At 71.0% G+C, this 26,924-nt stretch carries 21 protein-coding genes, 1 tRNA gene and 1 pseudogene; 13 read left to right on the top strand and 10 right to left on the bottom strand.

The features are described from left to right. Positions 1-169 precede the first annotated feature (169 nt). The 5 genes from ACQRWP_RS21955 to ACQRWP_RS21935 all read right to left on the bottom strand — a co-directional run bounded on the left by ACQRWP_RS21955 (position 170) and on the right by ACQRWP_RS21935 (position 6,751). Positions 170-1,174 carry a hypothetical protein gene (locus tag ACQRWP_RS21955; protein WP_430497373.1) on the bottom strand — a complete coding sequence of 335 codons (1,005 nt, stop codon included), beginning with the start codon at positions 1,172-1,174 and terminating at the stop codon, positions 170-172. Between the two features lie 1,202 nt (positions 1,175-2,376). Beyond that, complete coding sequence (locus ACQRWP_RS21950) at positions 2,377-3,411, bottom strand: NAD-dependent epimerase/dehydratase family protein (protein ID WP_430497372.1); 1,035 nt, start codon at positions 3,409-3,411, stop codon at positions 2,377-2,379. A 1,031-nt stretch (positions 3,412-4,442) separates the two neighbouring features. After that, positions 4,443-4,934, bottom strand: coding sequence for a hypothetical protein (locus ACQRWP_RS21945; RefSeq protein WP_430497371.1), 492 nt, complete (start codon positions 4,932-4,934; stop codon positions 4,443-4,445). A 152-nt stretch (positions 4,935-5,086) separates the two neighbouring features. After that, the gene (locus tag ACQRWP_RS21940) at positions 5,087-6,610 is read right to left on the bottom strand and encodes a tyrosine-type recombinase/integrase (RefSeq protein ID WP_430497369.1); all 1,524 of its coding nucleotides are present in this window, start codon (positions 6,608-6,610) and stop codon (positions 5,087-5,089) included. Between the two features lie 68 nt (positions 6,611-6,678). After that, positions 6,679-6,751: transfer RNA gene (locus ACQRWP_RS21935), tRNA-Arg, on the bottom strand. A gap of 160 nt (positions 6,752-6,911) precedes the next feature. On the opposite strand from ACQRWP_RS21935, the gene ACQRWP_RS21930 reads away from it, so the two are divergent. Further along, the gene (locus ACQRWP_RS21930; protein ID WP_430497367.1) at positions 6,912-7,607 is read left to right on the top strand and encodes a hypothetical protein; all 696 of its coding nucleotides are present in this window, start codon (positions 6,912-6,914) and stop codon (positions 7,605-7,607) included. Between the two features lie 197 nt (positions 7,608-7,804). On the opposite strand, the pseudogene ACQRWP_RS21925 reads toward ACQRWP_RS21930, so the two are convergent. Continuing rightward, positions 7,805-8,744, bottom strand: a pseudogene (locus ACQRWP_RS21925) (alpha/beta hydrolase); the annotation flags it as partial. A 164-nt stretch (positions 8,745-8,908) separates the two neighbouring features. Further along, positions 8,909-9,328 carry an HPF/RaiA family ribosome-associated protein gene (locus tag ACQRWP_RS21920; protein WP_430497366.1) on the bottom strand — a complete coding sequence of 140 codons (420 nt, stop codon included), beginning with the start codon at positions 9,326-9,328 and terminating at the stop codon, positions 8,909-8,911. Between the two features lie 304 nt (positions 9,329-9,632). Between ACQRWP_RS21920 and ACQRWP_RS21915 the strand changes: the two genes are divergently transcribed. The 3 genes from ACQRWP_RS21915 (at position 9,633) to ACQRWP_RS21905 (ending at position 13,357) form a co-directional block, all read left to right on the top strand. Beyond that, entirely contained in the window at positions 9,633-10,511 is an 879-nt protein-coding gene (locus ACQRWP_RS21915) for a single-stranded DNA-binding protein (RefSeq protein ID WP_430497364.1), read from the top strand. Positions 10,512-10,829: 318 nt separating this feature from the next. Continuing rightward, positions 10,830-11,822: a cobalamin biosynthesis protein gene (locus ACQRWP_RS21910; RefSeq protein ID WP_430503254.1), complete on the top strand. Its 993-nt coding sequence runs from the start codon at positions 10,830-10,832 to the stop codon at positions 11,820-11,822. After that, positions 11,819-13,357 (top strand): cobyric acid synthase, encoded by a 1,539-nt coding sequence (locus tag ACQRWP_RS21905; RefSeq protein ID WP_430497362.1) that lies wholly within the window; start codon positions 11,819-11,821, stop codon positions 13,355-13,357. Before ACQRWP_RS21910 ends, ACQRWP_RS21905 begins: the two co-directional genes overlap by 4 nt. 166 nt (positions 13,358-13,523) lie before the next feature. Here the strand turns inward: ACQRWP_RS21905 and ACQRWP_RS21900 are convergent, their stop codons facing one another. Then, the gene (locus tag ACQRWP_RS21900; protein WP_145785474.1) at positions 13,524-13,925 is read right to left on the bottom strand and encodes a rhodanese-like domain-containing protein; all 402 of its coding nucleotides are present in this window, start codon (positions 13,923-13,925) and stop codon (positions 13,524-13,526) included. A gap of 311 nt (positions 13,926-14,236) precedes the next feature. On the opposite strand from ACQRWP_RS21900, the gene ACQRWP_RS21895 reads away from it, so the two are divergent. From ACQRWP_RS21895 to ACQRWP_RS21875, 5 genes are all read left to right on the top strand, one after another. Beyond that, positions 14,237-14,851, top strand: a complete 615-nt coding sequence (locus ACQRWP_RS21895; protein WP_430497361.1) for a uridine kinase family protein — start codon at positions 14,237-14,239, stop codon at positions 14,849-14,851. Positions 14,852-14,918: 67 nt separating this feature from the next. Beyond that, complete coding sequence (locus tag ACQRWP_RS21890; protein WP_430497359.1) at positions 14,919-16,064, top strand: M48 family metallopeptidase; 1,146 nt, start codon at positions 14,919-14,921, stop codon at positions 16,062-16,064. Between the two features lie 36 nt (positions 16,065-16,100). After that, on the top strand, positions 16,101-17,444 hold the full coding sequence (locus ACQRWP_RS21885; protein WP_430503253.1) for a dipeptidase: 1,344 nt from the start codon (positions 16,101-16,103) through the stop codon (positions 17,442-17,444). Between the two features lie 77 nt (positions 17,445-17,521). Continuing rightward, a complete protein-coding gene (locus ACQRWP_RS21880) occupies positions 17,522-17,728 on the top strand; it encodes a hypothetical protein (protein WP_030333429.1) in 207 nt (68 codons plus the stop codon). 111 nt (positions 17,729-17,839) lie between these two features. Next, positions 17,840-19,432, top strand: coding sequence for an ATP-dependent DNA ligase (locus ACQRWP_RS21875; protein WP_430497356.1), 1,593 nt, complete (start codon positions 17,840-17,842; stop codon positions 19,430-19,432). Between the two features lie 10 nt (positions 19,433-19,442). On the opposite strand, the gene ACQRWP_RS21870 is transcribed toward ACQRWP_RS21875, so the two are convergent. Beyond that, positions 19,443-20,264 carry an SURF1 family cytochrome oxidase biogenesis protein gene (locus ACQRWP_RS21870; RefSeq protein WP_430497354.1) on the bottom strand — a complete coding sequence of 274 codons (822 nt, stop codon included), beginning with the start codon at positions 20,262-20,264 and terminating at the stop codon, positions 19,443-19,445. A 206-nt stretch (positions 20,265-20,470) separates the two neighbouring features. On the opposite strand from ACQRWP_RS21870, the gene ACQRWP_RS21865 reads away from it, so the two are divergent. Continuing rightward, a complete protein-coding gene (locus ACQRWP_RS21865) occupies positions 20,471-21,874 on the top strand; it encodes a cobyrinate a,c-diamide synthase (protein ID WP_430497352.1) in 1,404 nt (467 codons plus the stop codon). Continuing rightward, the gene (locus ACQRWP_RS21860) at positions 21,871-22,440 is read left to right on the top strand and encodes a GNAT family N-acetyltransferase (protein WP_091405515.1); all 570 of its coding nucleotides are present in this window, start codon (positions 21,871-21,873) and stop codon (positions 22,438-22,440) included. Before ACQRWP_RS21865 ends, ACQRWP_RS21860 begins: the two co-directional genes overlap by 4 nt. A gap of 25 nt (positions 22,441-22,465) precedes the next feature. On the opposite strand, the gene ACQRWP_RS21855 is transcribed toward ACQRWP_RS21860, so the two are convergent. Further along, the gene (locus ACQRWP_RS21855; protein ID WP_430497350.1) at positions 22,466-24,595 is read right to left on the bottom strand and encodes a transglycosylase domain-containing protein; all 2,130 of its coding nucleotides are present in this window, start codon (positions 24,593-24,595) and stop codon (positions 22,466-22,468) included. A gap of 121 nt (positions 24,596-24,716) precedes the next feature. Between ACQRWP_RS21855 and cobC the strand changes: the two genes are divergently transcribed. Next, complete coding sequence (gene cobC, locus ACQRWP_RS21850) at positions 24,717-25,802, top strand: Rv2231c family pyridoxal phosphate-dependent protein CobC (RefSeq protein ID WP_430497348.1); 1,086 nt, start codon at positions 24,717-24,719, stop codon at positions 25,800-25,802. Next, positions 25,802-26,902 (top strand): nicotinate-nucleotide--dimethylbenzimidazole phosphoribosyltransferase, encoded by a 1,101-nt coding sequence (cobT, locus tag ACQRWP_RS21845; RefSeq protein ID WP_430503252.1) that lies wholly within the window; start codon positions 25,802-25,804, stop codon positions 26,900-26,902. Before cobC ends, cobT begins: the two co-directional genes overlap by 1 nt. Positions 26,903-26,924: the final 22 nt, after the last annotated feature.

The following is a 26,924-nucleotide window of genomic DNA, read 5'->3' as shown; positions in this document are numbered from 1 at the left end:
GCTGATGGGTAACCACGGTCATTTGCTGACGGCAGACAGCGTCCCTGGTAAGGGGTATCGGCAGACAGCGAGGCTGCTCGACGTGCAGCGCCGAGAATTCTTAAGCCGTGTATCGAAGGCGAGCAGCCAGCGGGTGTTAGGAGGGCAGCGTGGTGGCGGAGTAGCGTGCCTATGGAGCGCGTCGGAATGTGTGGCCTCTGTGCCAGGCGAAGTAGGGTTCGCGCTGGGGCGACCACCAGTTGGTTGCCTTACTGGTGAAGAGAGTGCTGCAGTGAGCAGCAACCGCCGGGGCAAGCGCTGCCTGTGGGCTGATTTCGATCGCACCTCCCAGTTGGACCGTGATAAAGCCGTGTTCATAGAGGCTGTCGCAGCCAAGAACGCAGGCGAGCATCGCTACATTGTCATAATCGAGCTTCTCGGCGTCCGTGCATTCGGAGCGCTTCTTGATGTGGGCAGCGACGAGAAACTGCGGCGGCAGTCCACGACCGCAGAGTGCGCAGGTCTTTCCGCCGATGTTACGCAGCCGTCGTTTGAGCTGGGCTTGTTCTCTGCGGTAGGCCGCGGTGCGGCGACCGTCAGGGTCACCGGGGAAACTCCTGATGGCCTCCCTGAGCTCGTGTAGATCGGCAGGGAGATTTTCGGGTTCGCTGGCTGTCCTGAACGACGGTTCTGCTGAGAGATCGGCGCCGAGACGATCCGCGTCGGAGGGGGCGTAGCCAGGGATGCTAAGACGTAGCCGAATCCGCTTGGTGCTGTTGCCGGGGCGTCGAGCGCTGGGTGCCTGCCCGATCGTGGTTTGAGCATTGGTCAGTCGTTTTCGTAGCGCTCCGGTGTCGAGGACGTCAATCAAACGAATGGGCTCGCTGATCAGACTGCGGCTTGACTCAGGAAGTTGTTGAGTTCGTCGCGAATCGACTATGGCTGCCTCGATGACAGCTCGCCGTTCCTTGAGGCGCCTCAAGATCAGTTCTAGAGCGGGTTTATAGTGGTCGTTCCGCGGCGCTCTGCCCTTGGCCCGGCCACTCCTGCTTTGCAGGATGATGGCGACGTGGTTGCCGTCGGGCTCTACCGAGAATTCAGCTTCGAGCACTTTGCCGTGGTCGTTGGTCATTCGCACGGGCTGACTCTTGCACAGGCGTGCGACGGCCTGCTCAGGTCGCTCGGTGGTCGGCAAGGCTGAACCATCTCCGCATCTCCGCATCTCCGCAAACGTGCCTCTGAGCTGGGCAAATACTTGCGGAGATGGAGCGGGGTGGTGGGGGGTCATCTCCGCAAAGAGAGGGGATCTCCGCAGTTGGTTGCGGAGATGCGGAGATCGACGATCCTCTTGGTTCTGATCTTCGGAGGGTGTTTTCCCTGGTGGTGGGGGTCGGTGGCAGTGACGGCAGCGTTCTGGATGGTGTGAGCGCTGCTGCTGAATCGGTCGCCAACGATTCCTTGCTGATGAGTCTTGCTCTGCCGCACGACTCTATCGAGTCCCTACAGGAAGACGTAACGCTGCTCGCCCGGTCGGGTGGAATGACAGCCTTCGACGTGTTCAGCGGCGCCCGGCGGTTGCGCGACGAGGCAAGGGCGTTAGTCGAGCGCACCCGACGGCCCGTTGATCTGGCCGATCTCTACGTGATTATCGGCCAGAGCGCGTCCCTGATGGCTTCTACCGCCTTCGATCTCGGGCATTGGAACGAGTCGGCGGCGCTAGCCAGGGCGTCGACGCAGTACGCCGACCTGGCCGGACATGCTTCATTGAAGGCATGGACCTACGGCCTGCAAATGACACTTGCCAACTGGCGCAACGAGCCTGATTCCGCACTGAGCTACTTCGCTCGTGCCATGCGGGCGGCCCCGGAGGGAGAACCGCGACTGAGGCTCCGCTATATCGCTTCCCGCTCTCACGCACTGCTCGCCGATTCCGATTCAGTCGCGGCCGTCTTGGAAGCAGCGCAGCGAGACAGGGAATCGGCGGCGGACCGACCCGACGAACTCGCCACCTCTACTGGCGGGGAATTCGCGTTCGGCGAAGCGCGGGCGGCGGCATGTGCGGCGGCGGCATGGCTTGACCTCCGAAACGGCGAGCAGGCCGCGAGGTACGCCCGAGAGGCGTTGCAGGTGTACGAGGCGTTGCCCTCGCCAAGGCGGCCGTACTCGCAGATCAACGGGACGCAGATCGATGTAGCCGCTGCTCACCTCCACATGCGAGACAAGGACGGTGCGGCCGAAGCGCTGCGTACCGTATTGGGCCTACCACCGCAGAAGCGCAACGTTTCGCTGACAGGCCGGCTGTCGCGGATAGAGCGCCTGCTGAGCGAATCGCCGTGGGACCGCGATGCGGACGCGCGCCAGCTCGCCGAGCGCATTGCGGCGTGGTTGTCGGAAACGTCAGCCCGTCCGCTGACCTGCCCGGCGCCAGGCGGCCAACACCTGCTCTTCCTTCTCCCAGCTGATGCCGATCTCGGCGGCCCGATCGTGGCTGCTGGCCTCGCCGCTCTCCACCAGCCATCGCCAGGTGTCGCGGACGGTTAGTGAGAGCGGTCGACAGCGGAGGCCGGCTGCCTGCGCCCTGGCCGTGTCGACGCGCCACACACCGTCGAACGTGCGCCAGAGCGGCAGTTCGGACCACTGCCGGACGCCTTTGCTGAGCAACACCTCATCGGACACCCACTCGAAGGAGGTATCACCGCGGGTTGCGTGGACGCAGTCGCCCAGCAGTCCGCCGAACGTGGCGCCGTCCACCGGGGCGCAGACGTTAAACGCGCCGGAGGATCCCTCGGCGATGGTGTGGAGTGCGAACGTGGCCAGGTCGCGTACGTCGATCGGCTGGATAGTGCGGTCGGGGGAGCCGGGGGCTAGGATTTCTCCACCGGCAGCCACGCGGCGCAGCCACCACGGCAGACGGCCGACGTACTCGCGCGGGCCGAGGATGACACCGGGGCGCAGGATCGTGGTCCGATCTTCTCCGAACGCGGCGACTGCTGCTGCCTCGCAGCCGGCTTTCTGGTAGCCGTACTGGGTCGGTCCGTCCTCGGTGTCGGTGCCGTAGTCTGGGCCGGCGTCAGGCGGGCAGTAGAGCACTTCGGACCGTTCGCTGAGCGGCTTTGCCGGCCAGTCGCGGTAGACGCTGACCGTGGACATGAAGACGTAGCGACCGGCGGCGGGCGCGAGTGCGCGAGCCACGTCGAGAACATTCCTAGGCACGTAGCCCGAGGTGTCGACCACGGCATCCCAAGGGCCAGCGGCGGCGAGGGCGGCGACGTCCTCAGGATGGGTCCGGTCGCCGCGGATGGGCCGTACGGCTTCCAGGAAGGGATCTGAGGTGCCCCGGTTGAACGTCGTCACCTCCCAGCCGGCATCGATCGCAGTCGTGACGACCGCGTGTCCTACGAACCAGGTTCCGCCGAGCACCAGCAAACGCATGTGCCCATCATGCCGAGCGGCGCGACCGCTCGGTCGGCGGAGGGTCTCGGCAGGAAATCGGCTTCTGCTAGCGGTTCAGCTCGCTGCGATCTAGTTGCTTGCTGCCGGCAGCGCCGGAGAAGACGGAGCCGCTGTAGGGGAAGGTGCAGTCGACGGTGCTGGTGTCAAGGGAGGCGTCGCTGACGGAGACATTGGTGTGGTCGAAGGGGTCGGAGTTTCTCGCTGCGGTAGACCCGACGGGCAAGCTGGGTGGGAAAAAAGCTGCTTTGATCTACGCAGATGTGCGCTGAGGGATTGCGAATACCACGATACAGTTTCATCGTTGCAGGTCTTTCGGTCGTGCAGTTCATCGAGGGGCAATACTCGCACTTGGCCGGCAGAGCGGTCGAGTACGGTAGCTGACCCTTCCTTGGTGTCGAGGACGTAAATAACGCTAGATGATGAGGAATTTCCAATTCGGGCTGTCTCGGCAGGAACCCAAGCAGTGGGCATTAGGGAGAACCCGACAGGCATGAGCACAACATACGCAAAGGAAATGTTCTTCGCAAAACGTTGCAAGTAGTCTAGGGGTTCGGGAAGATCCTCACCGCGCCTTCGCGACAGAATCATCGCGCCGCCGATAACCACTGCCAAAAGCAAGGCGGAAAGCGTGAATGCTGCCGGAACGACGAGGGCAAGCTGTAAAACAAGCATCGCGCAACCCACCCGATAGAGGTTCAGTCGCTGTTGATTTGCGAGCGGCGACTCGGGCGCCAGTTGTTTGGCCGGATAGAGGGTCAGCACTACAAGCGTGAGAGTCGCGGCACTTATTAGGAAGACGGCGGATATGGGCGCAAATACCGACAGTAGGAGGCTGCGAAGGTCTAGGGTTTGGCCCAGGAACCTCATCGTGGCCGGGTCGCCGCCAGCAAACGCATAGATCCGAAGGATCGCAAGTGCACCTGCGGCTGTTGGAATGAGGACTAGAAGGTCCACCCAGAGTGCTGGCTTAGGCGTTCCTCTCGACCCCTCCTCGGCCGACACGGGGGTGATCATGCCTCAGCCTCTCGCTGCTTGGGCGGTTGGCCGCCGGCGGGTGGCTGAAAATCGACTAGACCAAGCTGTATCAATGCCAGGTCGTTCTTGTTTAATGGTTCGCCGGCTATGACCTTCTTACGGATCTCCTCAGCCCTGAGTTTGATGCCGATCGCCGTAAGATTATTCTCCGGCCGACGTAGGAAGAGATTAACTACCAGCCATGCGAGTATCCCAAATGCCGAGACGATGAGGAGGGTTGACAGCGCGATTGATAAAGGTCGAGTGCCTTTTAGTAGGCCGGATGCGACAGCGACAAGATAGATTAAGCCGGCCCCTAGTGCGGTACCAACGGCTTGAACCACCAAACCACGCACCATCTCTCCGACATGCAGCTTTATCTGCTGCCGAGACGCGCGCCTTCGCGCCTTTCGTTCCTTGACCACCGCTGCAATTTCCGCATACTGCCGTTTCAGTTCTTCAGGGCTTTTCTGCTTGCTGTCCGTCATCTTGCTCATGCTCCCGGCGAGTCAAGGGGTCCCGGTCGAGAAGTACGTGAATGCACGTCGGAGGCAGGGTATTGCAGTCCGGTTAAAACTATTTCGGTCGTTTCGGCTCTACCTTCACGATCATGCGCCGACTGCAGTAGCCGGGCCCTTAATCAGGTTGTTGCAAGGCTATCTGGCGAGTTCCCATCGCGAGGGTACGCGACGGTCGCCCGGCGACCTCGGACTACGCTTACCAGGCCCTCCGCCGTCAGCAGCGCCACGGCGCGGTGAGCGGTTCCGACCGAAACGCCATGCGCCGCAGCCAGTTCGGCAACCGCCGGGAGTTGGTCGCCGGGTCGAAGCTGACCAGTAGCGACCTGCTCGCGTAGCTCTGCCGCTATCACTTGGTACGGGCTGCTCGACGCAGTGCCTTGAGTTGGCGTGACAGGGCGCGGCGGCATCCGAGCGGCGAGCGTCCCGGCAGCACGCTGGTCCGATTCCGACAGCCAGGCTGCGTACACCCTGAGGGTGGTTGTTCCACCACCGCCATGACCAAGCCGGCCGGCGACCGTCCGTACGTCGACACCGGCGTTGATCAGCTCAGTAGCCGAGTAGTGGCGCAGTGCGTGAATGTGACTGTTGATGTCGAGCCGGGTAGCGAGTCGGCCATACCGCTGGGTGATGGTGTCGGGCCGGTAGCCACGGCTGTTGTCCGGCTGGGGGGAGAAGACGTAATCGGCAGTGTCGGCGCCAGCGTCGAGCTGCGCCAGCCGGTCAAGGTACCGGCCGTGCAGCTCACGCAGTACCTCGATGGTCTCCGGGTCGAGCGCCACCCGCCGCTGCTGGTGCGTTTTGGTGTCCTTCTCGCGCAGCTCGCCGTGTTCGTCCAGGTAGGCACTGCGCCGCAGCGTCAACACCCCGGCGTCCAGGTCGAGATGCTGCCAGCGCAGCGCACACAGTTCACCGCGTCGGGCGCCCGTCGTCATGGCGAGCCAGACCAACGCGCCCCAGTCCGGATCGCGCCACGCCTCATTGATGATTCGGGCCGCGTCGGCAGGATTCGGCGGCTGCGGGTCGGGGTGCGGCGGCGCCGGTGGTTCGGCTTGCCCGGCGGGGTTGACGGCGATCCAGCGCCACCGGACGGCGCGACTGAGCGCACCACTCAGGATCCAGTGAACCTGGCGCACGGACGAAGCGCTGAGCGGTTTGCAGACGTGCGGCCGGCACTTTGCCGTACAAGTGTGCTCACCTTCTACGCGGTGCTTCACGTACGCCTTACCGCCGCACCAGTCGCGGCAGCGGCGGAGGCTCGCGTAGAACGACTCCAACGTCTCGGCGTCGAGTCGGCCGACCGGCAGCTTGCCGAGCACCGGCCGTACGTGCTTGTTGAGCTTGTTGACGTAGCCCATGCGCGTCGTGGCCTCGATGTCGGCCACCTCAAGCCACCGGTCTAGGAGCTGGTCGAGCGTGGCGCGGGTGCGGGGGTTGCGCCGCTCGTCTACCTGAGCCAGCAGCCGCGTGCGTGCCTTCTCGGCTTCCTTGGCGGCGGTGCGGCCGGCGGGGATGACCTCGGTGAGGTAATGCCGCTTCCCGCTGATCGGGTCGACGCCGGCATAGACCTTCACCCGTAGTGACCCGCTGGGCAGGGTTTCGATCTCGCCGCGCTGGCGCTTGGTGCGTCCGTTCGAGGCTGCCACGGGGCCACCGTAGCGCGCTCGCACCACGAATAGCCCCACGCGAGCCGGCCAGATTGAGGAAGTACCTGTGCGCCCGGCAGGATTCGAACCTGCGGCCTTGGGATTAGAAGTCCCCTGCTCTATCCGCTGAGCTACGGGCGCCTGTGGCGTGGATGTCGCGCCCAGAGGGTACCGCCGTCCCACTGCCCGACGGCAAAAAGGGTGCCCGCGTCCACGTTGCCGAGCAGAGTCTCACGTCCGCCTCGTAGCGGGCATCCGGGTTACCGCGGACCGGCCTCGCCTCGGACCGTACCTTTGGCTGGTGTTGCTGGATTCCGACGCCGAGAGCGACGTCGCCTACGAGCTGTGCCAGGTCGTCGGTCGCGCCATCCTGCCGTACCGGTCCTCGGGCGACTTCGGTACCGCCTTCTTCTTCCAGGGCGGTGACGACCCGGTGGGGGAGTCGCTGCTGACGGCGGCCGACCTGGTGGGCGGTTCGGGTGGTGAGTTGGGCCTACGGACGAGCGTCACCGAGCCGGCGGGGGTGGCCCCGGCGGTCATTTCCGAGGCCGAGATCGTGCCCGGTTGGGCCCGCTTCGCGGGCGACGGGGTCGCGGTGTTGCCGACCGCCGGCCTGCACCGGTATGCCGGCGACGGCGGCTGGCGGTGGCGCGTCCAGCCGGTGCCGGCGGGGATCGCCGCCGGGCCCGAGGTGATCGCCCGCCTCGCCGCCGACGCCAGTTCCGCTTTCGTGCTGGCCCATGGGGTACGCGAAGACGGGTCGCGCCCGCTGGAGGTCGCGATCGAGCGGGTGGTCCGCGACGGGGACGCCGTGCTGATCACCACGGAGCTGCCACCGGGGTACGTCGGGGCGCCGGTCTTCATCGTTCAGGCTGAACCCACCGGTGAGGTCTCCCCGTACTGCCTGGGCCTGGTCCTGCCCGGCGTCGGCGAGCACCCGGTGGCGACCTTCGACCGGATCCGTGCCGTCCTCCCGGCGACGCCCGGCGACATCTGAACCGCGTTCCGTTCGGCCTGGTCAGCTGCCCGGCGACGCCGCCCCCGCCGCGTCGGCCGTCTGCGCGTTGGCCGGCGCCGCGTCAGCGCGGCCGGCGTCGGTAGACGCGGCGTCAGCTGGGGCCGCCTCTGATCGTGCGGCGTCGCTCGGCGCGGCGTCGGTCAGCGCTGCGTCGGCCGGGGCGGTGGGGCCGGCGGCGAGGAACGCCTCGGCCCAGCGGCCGACCTCGTCGAAGACCTTTTTCCGTACGACGGGGCCGGAGAGCGTGAGGTCGTGCAGGCCGCCGTCGAAGCGGGCCACTGTGACGTGGCGGCCGAGGCGGGGCGCGTAGCGGACCATGTGCTCGACGTCCAGCACGGCGTCGGCCAGGGTCGCGTTGTCGTGCCACTTGGTGCCCCGGAAGGACCGGGTCGAGCAGGCCAGCAGCACCGGCACCTGGATGTCCAGCCCGGCGCGGAGCCGGCGTTGCCCGGTGCGGATCGCGTTCAGCCAGCCGGCCCGGACCGGGAACCCGGCCAGCGGCTTCCACGCCAGGTCATAGGTCCACTCGCCGCGGTGGTCGGAGTGGATGCTCTCGCCGTACACCGTGCCGAGCCCGAACGGGAGGATGCGGTGCGGCGCCCTGCGGCCCAGCCGGGACGCGGCGGCCGCGAGGGGTCGACGGACCGCCCAGGGGGCGTTCAGGTCGAAGAAGGGGCTGTTGAGCACCAGGCCGTCGATGGTGCCGGTGTCGCGGCGGGCGTCCGCCCAGAGCGAGATGATCAGGCCACCGGTGGAGTGGCCCATCGCCAGCAGGGTGTCGTGCCCGTCGTCCTTGCGGATGATCTCGGCGGCGGCGTCCAGCTCCGGGAAGTAGTCGCTGATGTCGTGGCAGAAGTTCGGAGTCTGGGCCGGGAGCAGACTGCGACCGTACTTGCGCAGGTCGAGCGCGTAGAAATCCCAGCCTCGCTCGGCGAAGAAATCGGCCAGATGCGTCTGGAAGAAGTAGTCGACGAAGCCGTGTACGTAGAGCACGGCCCGGCCGGTGGGGCGCTCGGCCCGCCGCCGGACCAGAGTCGCGACAACGGGGCCTTCGTCGTCGGTGCCCAGGTCGATCGTCTGCCGCTCGTACGGCGGCCCCAACACGTCCGGTTCCACGAACGCGACGCTACGCCGCCAACCTACCCAGCGGTAGCCCGCGCCCCGCCCGCCCCGCCCTCGCCCCGCTCGTCCCCGCGATCTTGCACTTTCTGTCCCGACATAAGGGGCGTTAGCCGCTGTTCGGGGGCCGAAAGTGCAAGATCGCGGGGGTGCGGCGTGGGTCAGGCCGTTTCCGCGTCGGCGCGGGGGGCCGGGTCGTCGGACTCGACGGCCTCCACCTGCGGCTGGGGGAGGTCGCGTAGGTGCTTGTTGTGCCGGGGCTCCTGGCGGGTCTTGGCGTCGTTGAGCCGGCGGCGCAGGTCGTCACGGACGTCGTTGAGGGCGGCGTGCAGGTCCTCCTCCGCGGAGGTCGTGACGATTTTCTGCCGGCCGGCGATCCAGCACTCCAGGGTGACCTTCTGGCCACGCGCCTCCCGGTCCTTCACCGACACCTCCAGCTCGGTGGCGTCAGCGTGGAAGCTCGCGAGCCGGGCGTCGAGGGTGGCGAACTGCTCGGCGATCCAGTTGCGGTCGCCCTGGGAGAACCCGGCGCCCACCCGCAGGCACTCAGCCACGGTGGCCGGGTTCGCCACGGCGCTCATCGCTGCGCCTCGGAAGCGTTCGCGGAGTCGATGGTAGTGATCGTCATGGCGCTGACCTCTCGTCGACGTGGAGCTGTCGGTGGTGCGTTGATCAAGTCCTTACCCAGTTCGGGAGGCCTGGGAAACCGTGGACGGCGGGTCGGGCGGGTCGGGCGTACCACATCCGGGCGTGATCAGGGCGTTGTCCACAGGTGGGTTCGTCATCCACAGGTCGGGGATCGGCGCTCGCGATGGGTGCTCTCAGTGTCGATGCTCGGTGTCGAGTCGACTCGCGCTGGCAGGCCCCGATCCCCCTGGAGGGACGATGTTCGACACTTACGTGACAATCGTCGGCAATGTGCTGACCACGCCCGAGTGGCGGCGTACGACCCAGAGCAACACCCTGGTGGCCAACTTCAAGGTCGCCTCGACCGCCCGCCGACTCGATCGGGACAGCGGCCGGTGGGTGGACGGCAATTCGCTCCGCGTCCGCGTCAACTGCTGGCGCAAGCTCGCCGAGGGGGTGGCGGCCTCCGTCATGGTCGGCGATCCGGTGGTGGTCTGTGGGCGGCTCTACACCCGCGACTGGACCGACGACGCTGGCAACCACCGCACGCTCTACGAGCTGGAGGCGGTCGCCGTCGGCCACGACCTCTCCCGGGGCCGGGCGCGGTTCCTGCGCAACCGGCCGAGCATGACGACCAGCACCGTGGAGGACGCGGAGGCCGAGAGCCGGGTGCACGGCGAGCCCACCGAGCCGGTGCCGGCCGGGCAGGCGCCCGTGCTGCCCGACGACCGTCCGCTGGACGACGACTTCGAGCTGCCCGACTACGCCGAGCTGCGGACCAGTCCGTTTGGCAACATTCCGGAGGACGACGACAGTTCCCCGAGAGGCGGGGTCTCCGCGAACGGCGGGATCTCCTCGGGCGGTGGGGTCTCCTCGGGCGATGGAGTCTCCTTGAGCGGTGCGGTCTTCGGTGACGGCGGAGCGCTCCCGAGCGGCGGGCAGGTCGGGCAGGTCGGGCAGACCAACGTCCCGGCGGGCCTCGACGACGAGTTGGCCCCTTCGCCCGAGGCGGACGGCGACAGCGCCGACGGTGACCTGGACATCGAGTTGGGTCCGGTGCCCGACGAGGGGCAGCCGGAGCCGGCGCAGCCCGGTCGAGGGCGGCGTGGTCGGGGCCGGCTCCCGCAGCCAGCCTGACCGATCGGCTCGACCGTCGCGGGTTGGGCGGCGGTCGAGCTGGCTGAGGTTCCCGCATCGGTCGCTGGTGCTGCGACGAAACGGCACCACGCGGCATGGCGCGGTGCGGCGCGGCACGCGCTTCGCGGCGCGGCACGACGGGGGCGGGGTGGCGGCGCGACCAGCGTCGTCACCCCGCGTGACGGGCGTCGGCGGCCGGCCGGCCGGTTCGCTCCACGGGTTCTCGTTGCCGGTGCGGGACCGTGGGTTGGGCTGGTTCACGGGGTGCTCGTCTAGGCTGGCCGGCCGGAGGTGGTGCGGGTGCGACGGACAGCGCCGATGGCGAACGCGGTGGGGCTGCTGGCCGGGTACGCGCTGGACAGGGTGCTCGGCGACCCCCGCCGATGGCACCCTGTGGCCGGCTTCGGGCAGGTCGCGGGTGCGCTGGAGCGCCGCCTCTACCACCCGGACCGAACGGCGGGTGCGGCATTCACCGCGCTGGCCGTCGGCGGGCCGGTGTTGCTCGGGGCGGTCGCTGCGGCGGCTACCCGGCACCGTCCGGTGACCCGGGCGGTGCTGGTGGCGGCCGGCACGTGGACCGTGCTGGGCGGCCGCACGCTACGGCACGAGGCGACCGTCATGGGTCGGACGCTGCGTGACGGTGACCTGCCCGCCGCCCGGCGACGCCTCGGTCACCTCTGCGGGCGGGACCCGTCGACGCTGGGCGAATCGGAGCTGGCCCGTGCGACCGTCGAGTCGGTCGCGGAGAACACCTCCGACGCGGTGGTCGCTCCGCTGCTCTGGGGAGCGGTTGCCGGTCTGCCCGGGCTGCTGGGCTACCGGGCGGCGAACACCCTCGATGCGATGGTGGGGCACCGGTCGACGCGCTACGCGCGCTTCGGCACACCGGCCGCTCGGCTGGACGACGCGCTCAACCTCGTGCCGTCCCGGCTGACCGGGCTGCTCACCATCGCCGTCGCGCCGGTCGCGCACGGGGACCGGCAGCGCGCCTGGCAGGTGTGGCGGCGGGACCGCAACGACCACCCGAGCCCCAACGCCGGTCAGTGCGAGGCGGCGATGGCCGGTGCGCTCGGGGTCCGCCTCGGTGGCCGCAACGTCTACTTCGGGCGCTCCGAGGTGCGGCCGTTCCTCGGCGACGGTCCCCGCCCGGAGGCGCGGCACCTGAAGCGGGCCGCCCGGATCTCCGGCGCGGTGGGGCTGGCCGCCGTCGGGCTCGCCGCCGCGTATCCGGTGACGCTCGGCCGGCTGGTTGGTGCGGTGAGCAGGCGCGCACTGATCGGCGCCGTGGGTCGGCGGGGGAGTGGGCGGTGAGCGGCGGGCTGCTGGTGGCCGGCACGACGTCCGACGCCGGCAAGAGCGTGCTCACCGCCGGCATCTGCCGCTGGCTGCACCGGCAGGGCGTGAAGGTGGCGCCGTACAAGGCGCAGAACATGTCGAACAACTCTGCGGTGGTCGTCGGGCCGGACGGGCGCGGCGGCGAGATCGGGCGCGCCCAGGCCATGCAGGCCGCGGCGTGCGGGCTCGCACCCGACCTGCGGTTCAACCCGGTGCTGCTCAAGCCGGGCAGCGACCTGGCCAGTCAGGTGGTGCTGTTGGGCGAGGCGGTCGACACGATCACCGCAGGCACCTTCCGGCAGCTGCGTCCCCGGCTCGCCGAGACCGCGTACGCCGCACTGGCCGAGCTGCGCGAGACGTACGACGTGGTGATCTGCGAGGGTGCCGGCAGCCCCGCGGAGATCAACCTGCGGGCCGGTGACTACGTCAACATGGGGCTGGCCCGGCACGCCAACCTGCCCACCATCGTCGTCGGCGACATCGACCGGGGCGGTGTCTTCGCCTCGATGTTCGGCACCGTGGCCCTGCTCGACCCGGCCGACCAGGCGCTGATCGCCGGCTTCGTGATCAACAAGTTCCGGGGCGACCTCGGGCTGCTCCAGCCGGGCCTGGGCATGCTGCGTCAGGTCACCGGCCGCCCCACGTACGGGGTGCTGCCCTGGGCACTGGACCTGTGGCTCGACGCGGAGGACTCTCTCGCCTACGGCCGGGTGCTCGGGCGACCCGCCGCCCCGCACGGCAGCGAATGGCTGGACGTGGCCGTCGTCCGCCTACCCCGGATCAGCAACGCCACCGACGTGGAGGCGCTCGCCACCGAGCCGGGCGTCCGCGTACGCCTCACCATCGAACCGGCCGAACTGGCCGCCGCCGACCTGGTCGTCCTGCCCGGCTCCAAGTCCACCGTCGCCGACCTCGGGTGGCTGCGCGAGACCGGCCTCGCCGACGCGGTAGCCACCCATGTGGCGGCCGGCAAGCCCCTGCTCGGCCTCTGCGGCGGTTTCCAGATGCTCGGCCGCGCCATCCACGACCCGGTGGAGAGCCGGCAGGGCAGCGTGCCGGGGCTCGGTCTGCTGCCCATCGACATCACCTTCGACCCGCGCAAGACCGTCCGGCAGTCGGTGGGCACCGGCCACGGCGGCCTCCCCGTGCGGGGCTACGAGATCCACCACGGGTACGTCTCACACGCCGACCCCAGCCTGACCCCGCTGCTGACCAGCGACGGCGGTGTCGGAGAGGGTGCCGTGCTCGGCGCGGTGCACGGCACGCACTGGCACGGGGCGTTCGAGTCCGACGAGTTCCGCCGGTGGTTCGTCACCGAGGCGGCTCGCCTGGCCGGTCGCAGCGGCTTCCGGGTCGCACCGGCCACCAGCTTCGCCGCCGCCCGGGAACGCTCACTCGACCTGCTCGGCGACCTGGTCGAGGAACACCTGGACACCGATGCTCTCTGGCGTCTCATCGAAGCCGGCCCACCCGCCGACCTCCCCTTCATCCCACCCGGCGCTCCGTCCTGACCGGCACACCATCCACTGAGGACGGTGACAGCGGGGACCGCGCATGATCGTGCTCGATCGTTGTTGTAGAGGCCTCGTCCGCGCGAGGAGGGGCCCGCTTCCTGGATCGAGCGCGATCTTGCGACGTCCTCCCGCCCGGGATGGGCTTGAGGGCGAGGCCGGGATTTCAGGGGCGGATGTCGGCGGGCCGGTCGGTGGTGGGGAGGCCGGCGGCGAGCCAGGCGTCCACGCCGCCGATCATGTCGGTGGCCCGGCGCAGCCCGAGGGTCTGGAGGCTGGCGGCGGCCAGGCTGGAGCTGTAGCCCTGCCGGCACACCAGCACGATCTCCCGGTCGTACCCGGTGGCCTCCGGGATCCGCCAGGCGCTGGCCGGATCGAGGCGCCACTCCAGTACGGTCCGGTCGATGACGACCGCGCCCGGCAGGTCGCCCTGTTCGCGGCGCTGTAGTTCGGTACGGGTGTCGACCAGCAGCGCACCGCCGCGGACCGCCTCGACGGTCTGCTGCGGAGTCAGTCGGTGCAGCCCAGCGCGGGCCTGTTCGAGTAGGGCGTCTATACCGGGGCTCATTACGTCTCGGAGCACCACCCGATCATGCCGATTCGGTGGCACCCCGGGCGGCGAACGGGCCGCCCGTCACCCGTCGCCGCCCCAATTCCCCCGGACGTGACGGTGGTCGGCGAGCGCGATCAGCCGGACGTGTCAACGCGGCCCAATTTGGCCCCCCGATCGGCATGATCGACGCCGTCACTGACAACTGTGGTTCCGCCGACAGGGCCGTCGATGAACCGGAGCCGATCACCCCGCCAGCAGCGGTGGCGGCATACTTCGGTCATGCACCACGGGAGGCTGCGCTGAACCCGGGAACTGGCGGGCCGACCGTGGCGGTTGTCGAGGCGTACGCCGAATTGGCTCGTCGGGTGCTCGCGGGCCCGGCGCGGTTGGGGCGGACCCGGCTGGTCGCGGTCGACGGGCCGAGCGGCGCGGGTAAGAGCCGGTTCGCCGCGCAGCTCGCGGATGCCCTGGCGGGGCCGCTTGGCGGCCGACCGCCGGTGGTGCACACCGACGACCTGCTCGACGGGTGGGACGACCAGGTCACCTTCTGGCCCCGGCTCGACGACTGGGTGCTCGCCCCGCTGCGTAACGGAGAGCCGGGCGGCTACCGGCGGTACAGCTGGGTCCGGCAGTGCTTCCTGTCCCGGCCGGTTCCGGTTCCGGTGGCTCCGGTGCTGCTGGTGGAGGGGGTCAGCGCGGCCCGGGCGGTCGTCCGGCCGGAGCTGACGGTGGCCGTGTTCGTCACCGCGCCCGCGTCGCTGCGGCTTGCTCGCGCGGTCGCCCGGGACGGGCCGGAGATCCTGCCCGAGCTGCGCCGCTGGCACGAGGGGGAGCGGTCGCACTTCGCTGTCGACGAGACCGCGACCCACGCCGACCTGTTGGTGGATGGCGCGCCGACACTGCCGCACGACGCGGACCGGTACTACGTGCGGCTCCGCTGAGCGGGGCATGGACGTCGGCCACCGACTGCGGCACGATGCGAAGAGCTACGGCGAACGGGGAGCCACCATGACGGCAGCGGACGCGCCAGCGCGGCGTCGGATCACCCTCACCGGCATCAGCTCGCGGGCCTGGGAGCATCCGGCCGACCGGGGTGCCCTGGTCGCGCTGCGGGAGCTGCGCGGCTTCGACGACGTGGTGCGGGCGTTCTTCGGGATGTGGAACGAGCGGGGTTTCCGGCTGTCCGTGCTGGCCTCCGGCATCCGGGTCGACCACCGGCAGTACCCGGCGGTGTGGCAGCGCTACACCGAGGCCGCGGCGACGCTGGACGTGGCCGAGCTGCCCGAGCTGTACGTGACCCAGTCGCCCTGGTTGGGCGCCGAGGCGGTCGGGCTGGAGCGGCCGTTCATCGTGCTGAACTCCGCGTGCGTGCAGCAACTCGACGAGGACGAGCTGCGCTGCCTGCTCGGCCACGAGTTGGGGCACGTGGGCAGCGGGCACGCCGTCTACAAGACCATGCTCATGATCCTCACCCGGTGGGCGGCCAACCTGAGCTGGTTGCCGGTCGGCGCGATCGCGCTGCGCGCCATCATCGCGGCGATGCTGGAATGGTGGCGCAAGGCGGAGCTTTCCGCCGACCGGGCCGGCCTGCTCGCCGGGCAGGACCCGGCCGCCGCGCTGCGGCTGCTGATGAAGCTCGCCGGCGGCGGTGACCTGTCCCAGGTCGACACCACCGCCTTCCTGGAGCAGGCCGCCGAGTACGCCGGTGGCGGCGACCTGCGCGACAGCCTGCACAAGATCCGGATGACCGCGTGGAGCACCCACCCGACGCCGGTGGCGCGGGCGGCGCAGCTGCGCCAGTGGATCGACTCCGGGTCGTACGGGCGGGTGCTGGCGGGGGACTATCCGCGCCGCGAGGACGACAGCTCGACCAGCGTCTCGGAGGAGATCAAGGCGGCTGCCGAGTCGTACCGGGAGGAGTTCAGCCGGTCCACCGACCCGCTGGTCGGGTTGCTGCGCCGGCTGGGCGACGGCGCGAGCGACGTCGGCGAGTGGGTGGGCGGCACCGCCGGTCGGGCCCGTTCCTGGATGGACGCCGCCACCGAGGCGGCGGGCCGCGCACACCGTGCCGGGCGGGCCGCCCCGGGCGCGCGGGCCGGTGCCGGCCCCGCGGACAGCGGTGACGGTACGGGCTCCGCCGGCACGCCTGGGTAAGGCCGGCATACGATGCCGGTCATGACCTCTCCGATCATGTCCGAGTCCGAGGTGCGGGCCGCCGTCGAGCGGGAGATGCCCGGCGTCCGGGCCGACCTGGAGCGCCTCGTCCGCATCCCCGGCATCGCGTTCGAGGGCTTCGACCACTCGCACGTGGAACGCTCCGCCGAGGCGGTCGCCGAGCTGCTGCGCGGCTGCGGCCTGGACGTCGACATCGTGCGATCCGGCGGTCAGCCGGCGGTGATCGGCCGTCGGGCCGCCCCGCCCGGCGCGCCCACCGTGCTGCTCTACGCCCACCACGACGTCCAGCCGGTCGGCGACCGGTCGCTGTGGGAGTCCGACCCGTTCGAGCCGGTGGAACGGGACGGCCGGCTCTACGCCCGGGGCGCGGCCGACGACAAGGCCGGCGTCATGGCGCACGTCGCGGCGCTGCGCGCGTACGGTGACGCGCTGCCGGTCGGCGTGGTCCTCTTCATCGAGGGCGAGGAGGAGTACGGCTCCGACTCGCTGGAGCAACTCCTGGCCGAACACCGCGACGAGATCACCTCGGACGTCATCGTGATCGCCGACTCAGGTAACTGGGACATCGGCGTACCGGCGTTGACCACCTCGCTGCGGGGCATCGTCAACTGCTTCGTCGAGGTGCGCACGCTGGACCACGCGGTGCACAGCGGCATGTTCGGCGGTGCCGTGCCGGACGCGCTCACCGCGCTGGTCCGGCTGTTGGCGACGCTGCACGACGACGCCGGTGACGTGGCCGTGGACGGCCTGGTCGGCCGGGAGGGCGCCGTCGTCGACTACCCGGAGGACCGGGTCCGGGCCGAGGCGGGGCTCGCCGAGGGCGTGCAGTTCATCGGCACCGGCCGGATCACCGACCGGCTCTGGACCAAGCCGGCGCTGGCCATTCTCGGTGTCGACGCGCCGTCCACCGGCGAGGCGCCGAACGCCCTGGTCCCGGCCGCGAAGGCGAAGCTCAGCATCCGCCTCGCTCCGGGCGACGACCCCAAGCGGGCGTACGCGGCGGTGCGCGCGCACCTGGAGCAGCGCGCGCCGTGGGGTGCGCAGGTGACTGTCACCTTCGAACACGACGGTGACCCGTGCGTGATCGACGCGTCCGGGCCGATGTTCGACGCCGCGCGTTCGGCCTTCCGGACCGCCTGGGACGGCACCGACCCGGTGGACATCGGCGTCGGCGGCTCGATTCCGTTCATCGCCACCTTCCAGGAGATGTTCCCGAAGGCGGCGATCCTGGTGACCGGTGTGGAGGACCCGCACGCCCGCGCGCACGGCCCGAACGAGAGTCTGCACCTGGGGGAGTTCGCCCGGGTCTGCCTCGCCGAGGCGCTGCTTCTGCGCAACGTGGCAGCGGTGAGCGGTTAGGTGTCGGAACGGCAACTTTGGGCCTGATCTGGGAGTTTACGGCGTGTCGGATGGTCAGCTGTTATAGCCTTTCGTACATGAGTACGAACGAGGTGATGGCCCGGTTGGGGGCCGCTGTCAGCGCGCTGGGAGATGTCGATGTCTCCGCGTGGTCCGAGGACACGCTCAACGAACAGCTCGGTGAGCTCTCCGCCGCACTGGTCGCCCTCGACTCGGTGCTCTCCCGGGTCGCCGGCGAGGTCCGCGCCCGAGGGTTGCGCATCGAGGAGCCCGTCTCCGCCTAGGGCCTGTCCTCATGAAGCAGGCCTAATCCGTCGTCCGCGTGAGTGGGCGGCACCCTGCCGACACCGCCCGGGCACGGCAATGCCCGGGCGGTGTCGGAGGTGACTGGCAGGATGAGCTGCGTGCGGTTCCTCGATCTGGCAGCCACCTCCGCCGCCGTCGGCGCCACCAGCGGCCGACGGGCCAAGGTGGAGCTGCTCGCTGACGCGCTGCGCCGGCTCGACCCCGGCGAGGTCGAGCCCGGCGCCGGCTACCTCGCCGGCGAGCTGCGCCAACGGCAGACCGGGGTCGGCTACGCGAGCCTGCGTGACCTGCCGCCGCCTGCCGCCGAGCCGACGTTGACGGTGGCCGCCGTGGATGCGGCCATCGCGCAGATCGCCGCGGTGCACGGCTCGGGCTCACAGGCTCGGCGTCGGGCGTTGCTCGGTGCTCTCTACGCGGCGGCGACGGCCGACGAGCAGCGGCTGCTCACCGGCCTGTTCAGCGGCGAGCTGCGGCAGGGTGCCCAGGCCGGGCTCCTGGCGGACGCGGTGGCCCGGGCCGCCGAGGTGCCGGTGGCGGCGGTCCGCCGGGCGCTGCTGCTCGCCGGTGATCTCCGGGCGGTGGCGGTGGCCGCGCTGGCCGGTGGGGCCGCCGAGTTGGCCGGCTTCGGTCTGCAGGTCGGCCGCCCGCTGGCGCCGATGCTCGCGCAGAGCGCCCCCTCTGTCGACGAGGCGCTCGCCGCGACCGGCACGCCCGCGGTGGTCGACGTGAAGCTCGACGGCATCCGCATCCAGGTGCACCGCTCCGGCACCGACATCGCCGTGTTCACCCGCAGCCTCGACGAGATCACCACCCGGGTGCCCGAGGTGGTCGCCGCGGTCCGTGCCCTGCCGGGCCGGGAGTTGGTCCTCGACGGCGAGGCGATCGGCCTGGACGAAACCGGCCGCCCACTGCCGTTCCAGCAGACGTCGAGCCGGGCGGCCCGACGCACCACCCCCAGCACCACCGGGCGCACACCGGTCGCCCCGGCGGTGCTCGCGGCGGCCGCCAGCACGGGCGCGACGGTGCTCACCCCGTACTTCTTCGACCTGCTGCACCTCGACGGCGAGGATCTGATCGACCTTCCCGGCCGGGAGCGGTGGGCCGCCCTCGCCGGTTCGGTGGATTCGTCGCTGCTGGTCGGCCGGATGGAGGTCGACGGCCCGGAGCAGGCCGCCGCCGCGTTCGCCGCCGCGCTCGACGCCGGGCAGGAGGGCGTGGTGATCAAGGCGCCGGACGCCCCCTACGACGCCGGCCGGCGCGGTGCCGCCTGGGTCAAGGTGAAACCGCGGCACACCCTCGACCTGGTGGTGCTCGCCGTCGAGTGGGGCAGCGGCCGCCGCAAGGGCTGGCTGTCCAACCTGCATCTGGGTGCGCGTGACGCGCGCACCGGTGACTTCGTGATGCTCGGCAAGACGTTCAAGGGGCTCACCGACGAGCTGCTGCGGTGGCAGACCGAGCGGTTCCTCGACCTCGCCGTGGACCGCGGCGACTGGGTGGTCCGGGTCCGGCCCGAGCAGGTGGTGGAGATCGCCTTCGACGGGGTGCAGACGAGTTCGCGCTATCCCGGTGGAATGGCGCTGCGGTTCGCCCGGGTGGTGCGCTATCGCGACGACAAGTCCGCCGCCGAGGCGGACACCATCGACGCGGTCCGCGCCATCCACGCCGGCCGCGTGAGCGGCTGACGGGGCGAGGTCAGGCGGACGCGGTCGGCGTCGGCTCGGCGGCCCGGTCCAGCGGAGCCGGGGTGGTGCCGATGCCGGCGGCCCGGCGGGCCTCCCGACGGGCCACCCAGCCGTAGCCGAAGATGGACATCACCGCGAAGAGCCACCACTGCACGACGTAGCCGAAGTTCTGCCAGTTGTTGGCGTGCCCGACCGGCACCGCCTTGAACACCGGATCGGCTGCCGGGGTCTGCTCGTCGAGCAGCAGGTACGCACCGTAGACCGGGTAGGGAAGCTCGCCGGCCAGCCGCGGCACACCGATCCGCCGGATCTCCAGCAGCCCGTCGCGTCGGGCCACCGCGCCGGCGCCGCTCTCGGTCTCGTGCACCCGGCCGACCACCGTCACGTCGCCGGTCGGCGCGGCCGGCACCGACGGCTGGGCGGTCGCCCCACCGGGCGCCGGCGGGATCCAGCCCCGGTCCACCAGCAGCGCCGTGCCGTCGGCGAGCACCAGCGGGGTGAGCACCTCGAAACCGACCCGGCTGTCCACCGTCCGGCCACGGACCAGCACGGTGTTCGTCGGGTCGTACCGGCCGGTGACGGTGACCCGGGTCCAGACCTTGTCCTCGGCGGGGGCCGGACCGGCCGTTCCCGCGCCGCCGGTGGGAGCGCGCAGCGCGTTGGCGAGCGGCACGGGGGCCATCCGCTGGCCCGCGTCGATCCGCTCGTTGACCTCGGTGCGCCCCCGGTAGCGGTCCAGCTGCCAGTTGCCGAGGAACACCATGACGGCGGCCGCGACCAGGGTCAGCGCGAGAGCGCCCAGCCAGCGTGGGCTCAGCAGGAACCGGTACACGGCACCGAGGCTACTCGTATGACCGGCGCCACTGACCTGGACCGGGCCGGACCGGGCCGGGACCGACGCCCGGGGGCCCTGCCAGGGCCGGGCCGGCTGTCCCGGTTGGCGGTGCTCGCGCCTTCAGCCGGGCGGGTATCGTCACGCCGACGGATCGGCCTCGGTCGTCCCGTCGCGTACCCGCCGCCGCTCGCGAGGAGTCGATGATGACCGTCGTGCCGCGCCTGGTGCTCAGCGCGCCGTCCTCCGGGCACGGTAAGAACGCGCTGGCGATCGGGCTGCTCGCCGCCCTGGCCGAGCGAGGGGTCGACGTCGCCGGGTTCAAGCTCGGGCCGGACCACGTCGACGCCGCGTACCTCGGCCTCGCCTCCGGTCGGCCGGGTCGGGTGATCGACCCCCGACTGGTCGGCCTCGACCGGCTCGCCCCGCTGGTGGCGCACGGTGCCGCCGATGCCGGGCTGGCCGTGGTGCAGGGCAGCATGGGGCTGTACGACTCGGTGGGTGGCCGTCCCGAGCAGGAGTCCACGGCCGCTGCGGCCGCCGCGCTGCGCAGCCCGGTGGTGCTCGTTGTCGACGTGGCCGCGATGGGTCAGTCGGTGGCGGCCCTGGTGCACGGTTTCCGCTCGTACGACGAGCAGTTGTGGCTCGGCGGGGTGATCCTCAACCGGGTGGCGTCGTCACGGCACGAGGGGATGCTGCGCGAGGCGTTGGACGACGTGGGGGTGCCGGTCTACGGCGCGTTGCGTCGCCAGGACCTGCCGGCGGTGCTGCCGTCGCGGCGGCACGGGGTGGCGCCGGTGGTCGACGACTCGGCCGACGCCGTCCGTGCGGTCCGCCGCCTGGGTGAGGCCGTCGCCGCAACTGTCGACCTGGAACGGCTGCTCGGGCTGGCCCGCTCCGCCCCGCCGCTGCCGGCGCCGGCCTGGTCTCCCGAGGAGGCCCTGGGCACGTTCACACCCCCGGCGAACCGCCCACTGGTGGCGGTTGCCGGTGGGCCGGGCGGCAGCTTCAGCCACCCGGAGACCACCGAGCTGCTTCGGGCCGCCGGCGCCGAGGTCGTCGTCGTCGACCCGCTGCGCGACGAGGCGCTGCCGGTCGGCACCCGCGCGCTGGTCGTCGGCGGCGCGCTGCCCGAGGCGTACGCCGAGCAGTTGTCGGCCAACCGGCGGCTCTGCATCGCGGTGGCCGAGTTGGCGCGGACCGGGCGTCCGGTGATCGCCGAGGGCGCCGGGCTGCTCTGGCTGGCCCGGGAGTTGGACGGGCTGCCGATGTGCGGTGTCCTGGACGCGGTTGGTGTCAGCCGCGACGGGGTGGTGGCCGGCTACCGGGAGGCGACCGCCCAGACCGACAGCGTGGTGGCCGCCACCGGCACTGTGCTGGTCGGGCACAAGGCGCACCGTGCGGTGCTCACCCCCCGCGCCGGTCAGCGCCCGGCCTGGAGCTGGGACGGCGGCGCGCCGGAGGGCTTCGTCTGGCGCAACGTGCACGCCTCGCAGCTCACCCTGCACTGGGCGAGCCATCCGGCGACGGCGGCCCGGTTGGTCGCCGCGGCGGCGGCCGACCCGACGAGCGAGGTGGAACCCGCGCAGTCGGGCGAGGTGTCGGTGTGATCGGTCAGGTGGCGGTGCGCCGATTCCCGGCGTTGACCGTCTCCACCCCGCGTACCGAGGTGCGTCAGCTCACGGCGGCCGACGCGGCGGCGGCCGGGGAGATCTTCGCCGACAAGTTGACCCGGCGTTGGCTGCCGCTGCCCGACGACTCCGGCCCGATCGACGGGCTGGCCTGGTGCACCGATCTGGCCCGGCAGCGGCGCGACAGCGGGGAGGGCGACCACTACGCGGTGCTCCGTCGGGAGGACGACCAGGTGGTGGGCTCGCTGTGGACCCGGCGCACCGACTGGGGCGCCCGCCTCACCGAGATCTCCTACGCGATGGCGGCGCACGCGCGGGGCTTCGGCTTCGCCGCCGAGGCGGTCGACGCGGTGGCCATCGCGCTGATCCTGGAGCACGGCTTCCAACGGGTCGAGCTGCGGGTGGCTCCCGGCAACCTGGCCTCGCGCCGGGTCGCCGAGAAGGCCGGGTTCAGCTACGAGGGTCTGCTGCGCAACGCCGGGTTCGTCAGCGGCGGCCGGGTGGATCTGGAGCTGTGGTCGTTCGTCGCCGCCGACCTGCGCTGAGCCCCGCGCACCGACCTGCGATCCGTCAGCCGACGATGGCGTCCGATGGTGGGGTGAACTGGCGGGTCGGGGTGCCCTTCAGGCCGTCGCGCAGGGTCTCCGAGACCGCCTTGATCGGGATCTGGGACTGCCCGTCACCGACCGCGTTGAACGGGTTGTCCGGGTCGGAGATGAAGCTCGCCGCGGCCAACTCCGGGGTGTAGCCCACGAACCAGGCCGATCGGGTGCTGTCGGTCGTACCGGTCTTGCCGGCCACCGGGCGTCCGACGGTGCCCCGCACGCTGTCGGCGGTGGACCAGCCGCCGCAGCTGCCGCGCGCCGGGGTGTCTCCGGTCGGGCAGCGGGCCGCGTCGGTGGCCGCCCGCGCGGCGTCCGCGCTCACCACCTGCCGGCAGCGCGGCTTGGCCACCTCGCGGTGCAGACCGCCCGGGGTGGCGTACGTGGCGGGCGTGCCGTCCCGGTTCATGATCGCTTGCACCGGAATGGCCTCGCAGTAGCGGCCGTCGGCCGCGATGGCGGCGTACGCGTTCGCCATCTCCAGCGGGGTGGCGTCGGAGACGCCCAGGGTGAACGCACCCCACTTCTTCGCCTTGTCCGGGGACGCGTGGTCCCGGTCGACGTCGGTGCGCCACCGCAGCCCGAGCTGCTCGGCCAACCGGACCGCCCGGTCCGCGCCGACCTTCTCCTCCAGCCACACGAAGTACGTGTTCACCGACTTGCCGAAGCCGGACCACATGGTCTGCTGACCGGACATGGCGCCGCTGGCGTTGGAGGGCGCCCAGCCGTCGTAGACCTCGGAGCGGTAGCGGTGTGGGGCGTTGAACGAGGTGGAGAGGGGCATCCCGGCGTCGAGCGCGGCCAGCATCGGGAACATCTTGAACGTCGAGCCGGCCTGGTAGCCGGCCAGGTCACCGCCGCCGAGCAGCGGTGCCACGGTGTTCGGGTAGTTGGCCTTCACCTTCGGCCCGGCCTCGGGGTTGGAGCTCTGCGGGTTGTCGGCCAGGTCCAGCGAGTACGTCCGGTTCACCGCCATGGCCTTCACCCGCCCGGTGCCCGGCTCGGAGACCACGATCCCGTTGGCGAACGGGCTGCCGGTGGCGTCCTTGGCGCCGACGTTCTTCTCCGCGGCCTCCTGGATCTTCGGGTCGAGGCTGAGCACGATGCGGTAGCCGCCCCGGCGCAGGTTGTCCATCCGTTCCAGCCGGTTCGCCCCGAACGCGGGCTGCGCGCTCCACCAGTTCTTCAGGTAGTCGCAGGCGAAGCCCCAGCTGTTGTACTTCTCCGCCACGGCGGCGCAGTCGTGCGGTGGGGTGGTCAGCTTGAGCCGGATCGGCTCGGACTTGGCGGCGGCGGCCGAGTCGGGGGAGAGGTAGCCGAGTTGGCTCATCCGGTCCAGCACGTAGTTGCGCCGCCCGGTGGCCTCCTTCTGGTCGGAGTCGGCCGGGTCGTACTCGGAGGGGGACTTGACCAGTCCGGCGAGGGTGGCGGCCTCGACAGGGGTGAGGTCCTTCGGGGTCTTGGAGAAGAAGATCTCGCTGGCCGCGTAGATGCCGTACGCCCGGTGCCCGAAGTACGCCGAGTTCAGGTAGCGCTCCATGATCTGTTCCTTGCTTATCTCCTTCTCCAGGTCCAGCGCCATCCGCATCTCCTTGACCTTGCGCAGGCTGGTCTGCTGGGTGGCTTCCTGGACCTCCTTGGGCGTGGTCGCGCTGTCCCGCAGGGCCATCCGGACGTACTGCATGGTCAGCGTCGAGGCGCCCTGGGAGCCGCCGGAGCGGGCGTTGGAGACGAAGGCCCGGGCCACGCCCTTCGGGTCGACGCCGTGGTGCTGGTAGAAGCGGGAGTCCTCGGCGGCGACGATCGCCTGCTGGATGTTCGGCGACATGTCCGACAGCTTGGTGTACTGCCGGTACTCCTCGTAGAACATGGTCAGCACGGTCTTGCCGTCCGGGCCGTAGACGTACGAGGTCTCAGCGGGCAGGGCGGTCTTCAGCACCCGGGTCTTCTGGTCCACGGCGTGCGCGGTGGCCTTCGCGCCGAGCCCGGTGAGGGCGACCAGCGGGTAGGCGGCGGCGGCGATCACGATTCCGGCGATCAGTCCGGCGCGGAGGAGAGGGACGAGTCGACCAGCGGCAGCAAGGGGTCGGTTGCTCACCAGGTCAAGTTATGACATTTCCGATTCGTACATGAGAAGAACTCTTAAACCGGCGAGTGGTGACGCGGCTTACGCCGAGATCGACTGTCCCACCGGCCACCTTCCCGGCAGGATCGCGGACATGTCTGATCAGCCGAGCGCTGTCGCCCCACCCACCGGGGTCGAGCCGGACCTTGCCCACCACGGCGACGCCGAGGCGACCGCCGGCCTGATCGACCTAGCCGTCAATGTCCGTCGGGCGCGGCCGCCCGCCTGGCTGGCCGACCCGATCGTGGCGACCCTGACCGACCTGGCCCGCTATCCGGACCCGACGCCGGCCCGGGCGGCGGTCGCCGTCCGGCACCGCCGTCACCCGAACGAGGTGCTGCTCACCGCGGGCGCCGCCGAGGGCTTCGTGCTGATCGCCCAGGCGCTGCGCGGCGTTCGCCGCCCCGTGGTGGTGCACCCCCAGTTCACCGAGCCGGAGGCGGCGCTGCGGGCCGCCGGGCACCCGGTCGAGCGGGTGCTGCTCGACGCCGCCGACGACTTCCGGCTCGACCCGTCCCGGGTGCCCGCCGACGCCGACCTCGTGATGATCGGCAACCCGACGAACCCGACCTCGGTGCTGCACCCCGCCCGGACGGTGGCCGCGCTGGCCCGCCCCGGCCGGGTACTGGTGGTCGACGAGGCGTTCGCCGACACCACCATCGCCCCCGGGCACCCCGGCGAACCGGAGTCGCTGGCCGAACGCCGCGACCTGCCCGGGCTGCTCGTGGTGCGCAGCCTCACCAAGACGTGGGGCCTGGCCGGCCTGCGGATCGGCTACCTGCTCGGCGCCGCGGAGCTGCTGTCCCGACTGGCCGCCGTCCAACCGCTCTGGGCCGTCTCCACGCCCGCGCTGGCGGCCGCGTCGGCCTGCGCCAGCACCGTCGCGGTCCAGACCGAACGCGCGATCGCCGCCGACCTCGCCGCCGACCGCGACCACCTGGTCGCGCGCCTCACCGACCTGCCCGGTGTACGCGTCGTCGGCCGTCCCGCCAGCGCGTTCGTCCTGCTGCACCTGCCGGGCGCGACAGCGATCCGGGCCGCCCTGCGCGAGCGCGGCTGGGCGGTGCGCCGAGGCGACACGTTCCCCGGCCTCGGCCCGGACTGGCTGCGGGTGGCCGTACGCGACCGAAACACCACCGACGCGTTCATCGACGTGCTGCGCGAGACCATGGAGGCATGATGCTGGAGACCACTATCGCGGCGATCCGCCCGGCGGACGAAGCGGCCATGGCCGCCGCCCGGGAGCTGCACGGCCGGCTGACCAAGCCGGCGGGCTCGCTGGGCGCGCTGGAGGAGCTTTCGGTACGCCTCGCCGGCCTCGCCGGAGCCTGCCCACCACCGCTGCCCGAGCCGGCCGCGGTGGCGATCTTCGCCGGCGACCACGGGGTGCACGCCCAGCGGGTGAGCCCCTGGCCGCAGGAGGTCACCGCGCAGATGATCGGCAACTTCCTGGCCGGTGGAGCGGTGGTCAACGCGTTCGCCCGGCAGGCCGGCGCCTCGGTCACAGTGGTCGACGTCGGCGTGGCCACCCCGCTGCCCACCGAACCGGCTGTGCTCGACCCGGTGCTCGACTCGGCGGTGCTCGACCCGGCCGTGCCTCGGCTGGTTGTCGCGTCCGTCCGCCGGGGCACCCGCGACCTCACGGTGACCGCCGCGCTGACCCGGGACGAGGCGCTGGCGGCGGTGCAGACCGGCATCCGGATCGCCGACGAGCTGATCGACGCCGGCGCCGGCATCCTGCTCACCGGGGACATGGGCATCGGCAACACCACCCCGGCCGCCGTGCTGATCGCCGCGTTCACCGGCGCCGACCCGCTCGACACCACAGGTCGGGGCACCGGGGTGGACGACCCGACGTACGCGCACAAGGTGGCGGTGGTGCGGGCCGCGCTGGCCCGGCACACCCCCGACCCGACCGACCCGCTGGGGGTGCTGGCCGCCGTCGGTGGCCTGGAGCACGCCGCCCTGGCCGGGCTGATCCTCGGGGCCGCAGCGCGCCGCACGCCGGTGCTGCTGGACGGCGTGATCGCGGTCTCGGCCGCGCTCGCCGCCGCCGCGTTCGCCCCGGACGCGGTCTGCGCCATGGTCGCCGGTCACCGCTCGGCCGAGCCCGGTGCCACTGTCGCGTTGCGCCACCTCGGCCTCGACCCGCTGATCGACCTGGGGCTGCGCCTCGGCGAGGGCACCGGCGCGCTGCTGGCGTTGCCCGTGGTCACCGGAGCGGTCCGGGTGCTGCACGAGGTGGCCACCTTCGACTCCGCCGGGGTGGCCGAGAAGTGAGCACGCGCATCGAACGAGCCGT

Origin of the sequence: Micromonospora trifolii (assembly GCF_050516465.1) — a bacterium.
GTDB lineage: Bacteria > Actinomycetota > Actinomycetes > Mycobacteriales > Micromonosporaceae > Micromonospora > Micromonospora trifolii.
This window is presented reverse-complemented; position numbering and strand designations above follow the sequence as displayed.

Excerpts from the sequence above, each read along its gene's own strand:
- ACQRWP_RS21875 (WP_430497356.1), top strand. The coding sequence starts at position 17,840 with ATGAGCTGCGTGCGGTTCCTCGATCTGGCAGCCACCTCCGCCGCCGTC.
- ACQRWP_RS21865 (WP_430497352.1), top strand. The coding sequence starts at position 20,471 with ATGACCGTCGTGCCGCGCCTGGTGCTCAGCGCGCCGTCCTCCGGGCAC.
- ACQRWP_RS21890 (WP_430497359.1), top strand. The coding sequence starts at position 14,919 with ATGACGGCAGCGGACGCGCCAGCGCGGCGTCGGATCACCCTCACCGGC.
- ACQRWP_RS21885 (WP_430503253.1), top strand. The coding sequence starts at position 16,101 with ATGTCCGAGTCCGAGGTGCGGGCCGCCGTCGAGCGGGAGATGCCCGGC.
- ACQRWP_RS21915 (WP_430497364.1), top strand. The coding sequence starts at position 9,633 with ATGTTCGACACTTACGTGACAATCGTCGGCAATGTGCTGACCACGCCC.
- ACQRWP_RS21920 (WP_430497366.1), bottom strand. The coding sequence starts at position 9,328 with ATGAGCGCCGTGGCGAACCCGGCCACCGTGGCTGAGTGCCTGCGGGTG.
- cobC (WP_430497348.1), top strand. The coding sequence starts at position 24,717 with ATGTCTGATCAGCCGAGCGCTGTCGCCCCACCCACCGGGGTCGAGCCG.
- ACQRWP_RS21900 (WP_145785474.1), bottom strand. The coding sequence starts at position 13,925 with ATGAGCCCCGGTATAGACGCCCTACTCGAACAGGCCCGCGCTGGGCTG.
- cobT (WP_430503252.1), top strand. The coding sequence starts at position 25,802 with ATGCTGGAGACCACTATCGCGGCGATCCGCCCGGCGGACGAAGCGGCC.
- ACQRWP_RS21945 (WP_430497371.1), bottom strand. The coding sequence starts at position 4,934 with ATGACGGACAGCAAGCAGAAAAGCCCTGAAGAACTGAAACGGCAGTAT.
- ACQRWP_RS21950 (WP_430497372.1), bottom strand. The coding sequence starts at position 3,411 with ATGCGTTTGCTGGTGCTCGGCGGAACCTGGTTCGTAGGACACGCGGTC.
- ACQRWP_RS21880 (WP_030333429.1), top strand. The coding sequence starts at position 17,522 with ATGAGTACGAACGAGGTGATGGCCCGGTTGGGGGCCGCTGTCAGCGCG.
- ACQRWP_RS21910 (WP_430503254.1), top strand. The coding sequence starts at position 10,830 with ATGGCGAACGCGGTGGGGCTGCTGGCCGGGTACGCGCTGGACAGGGTG.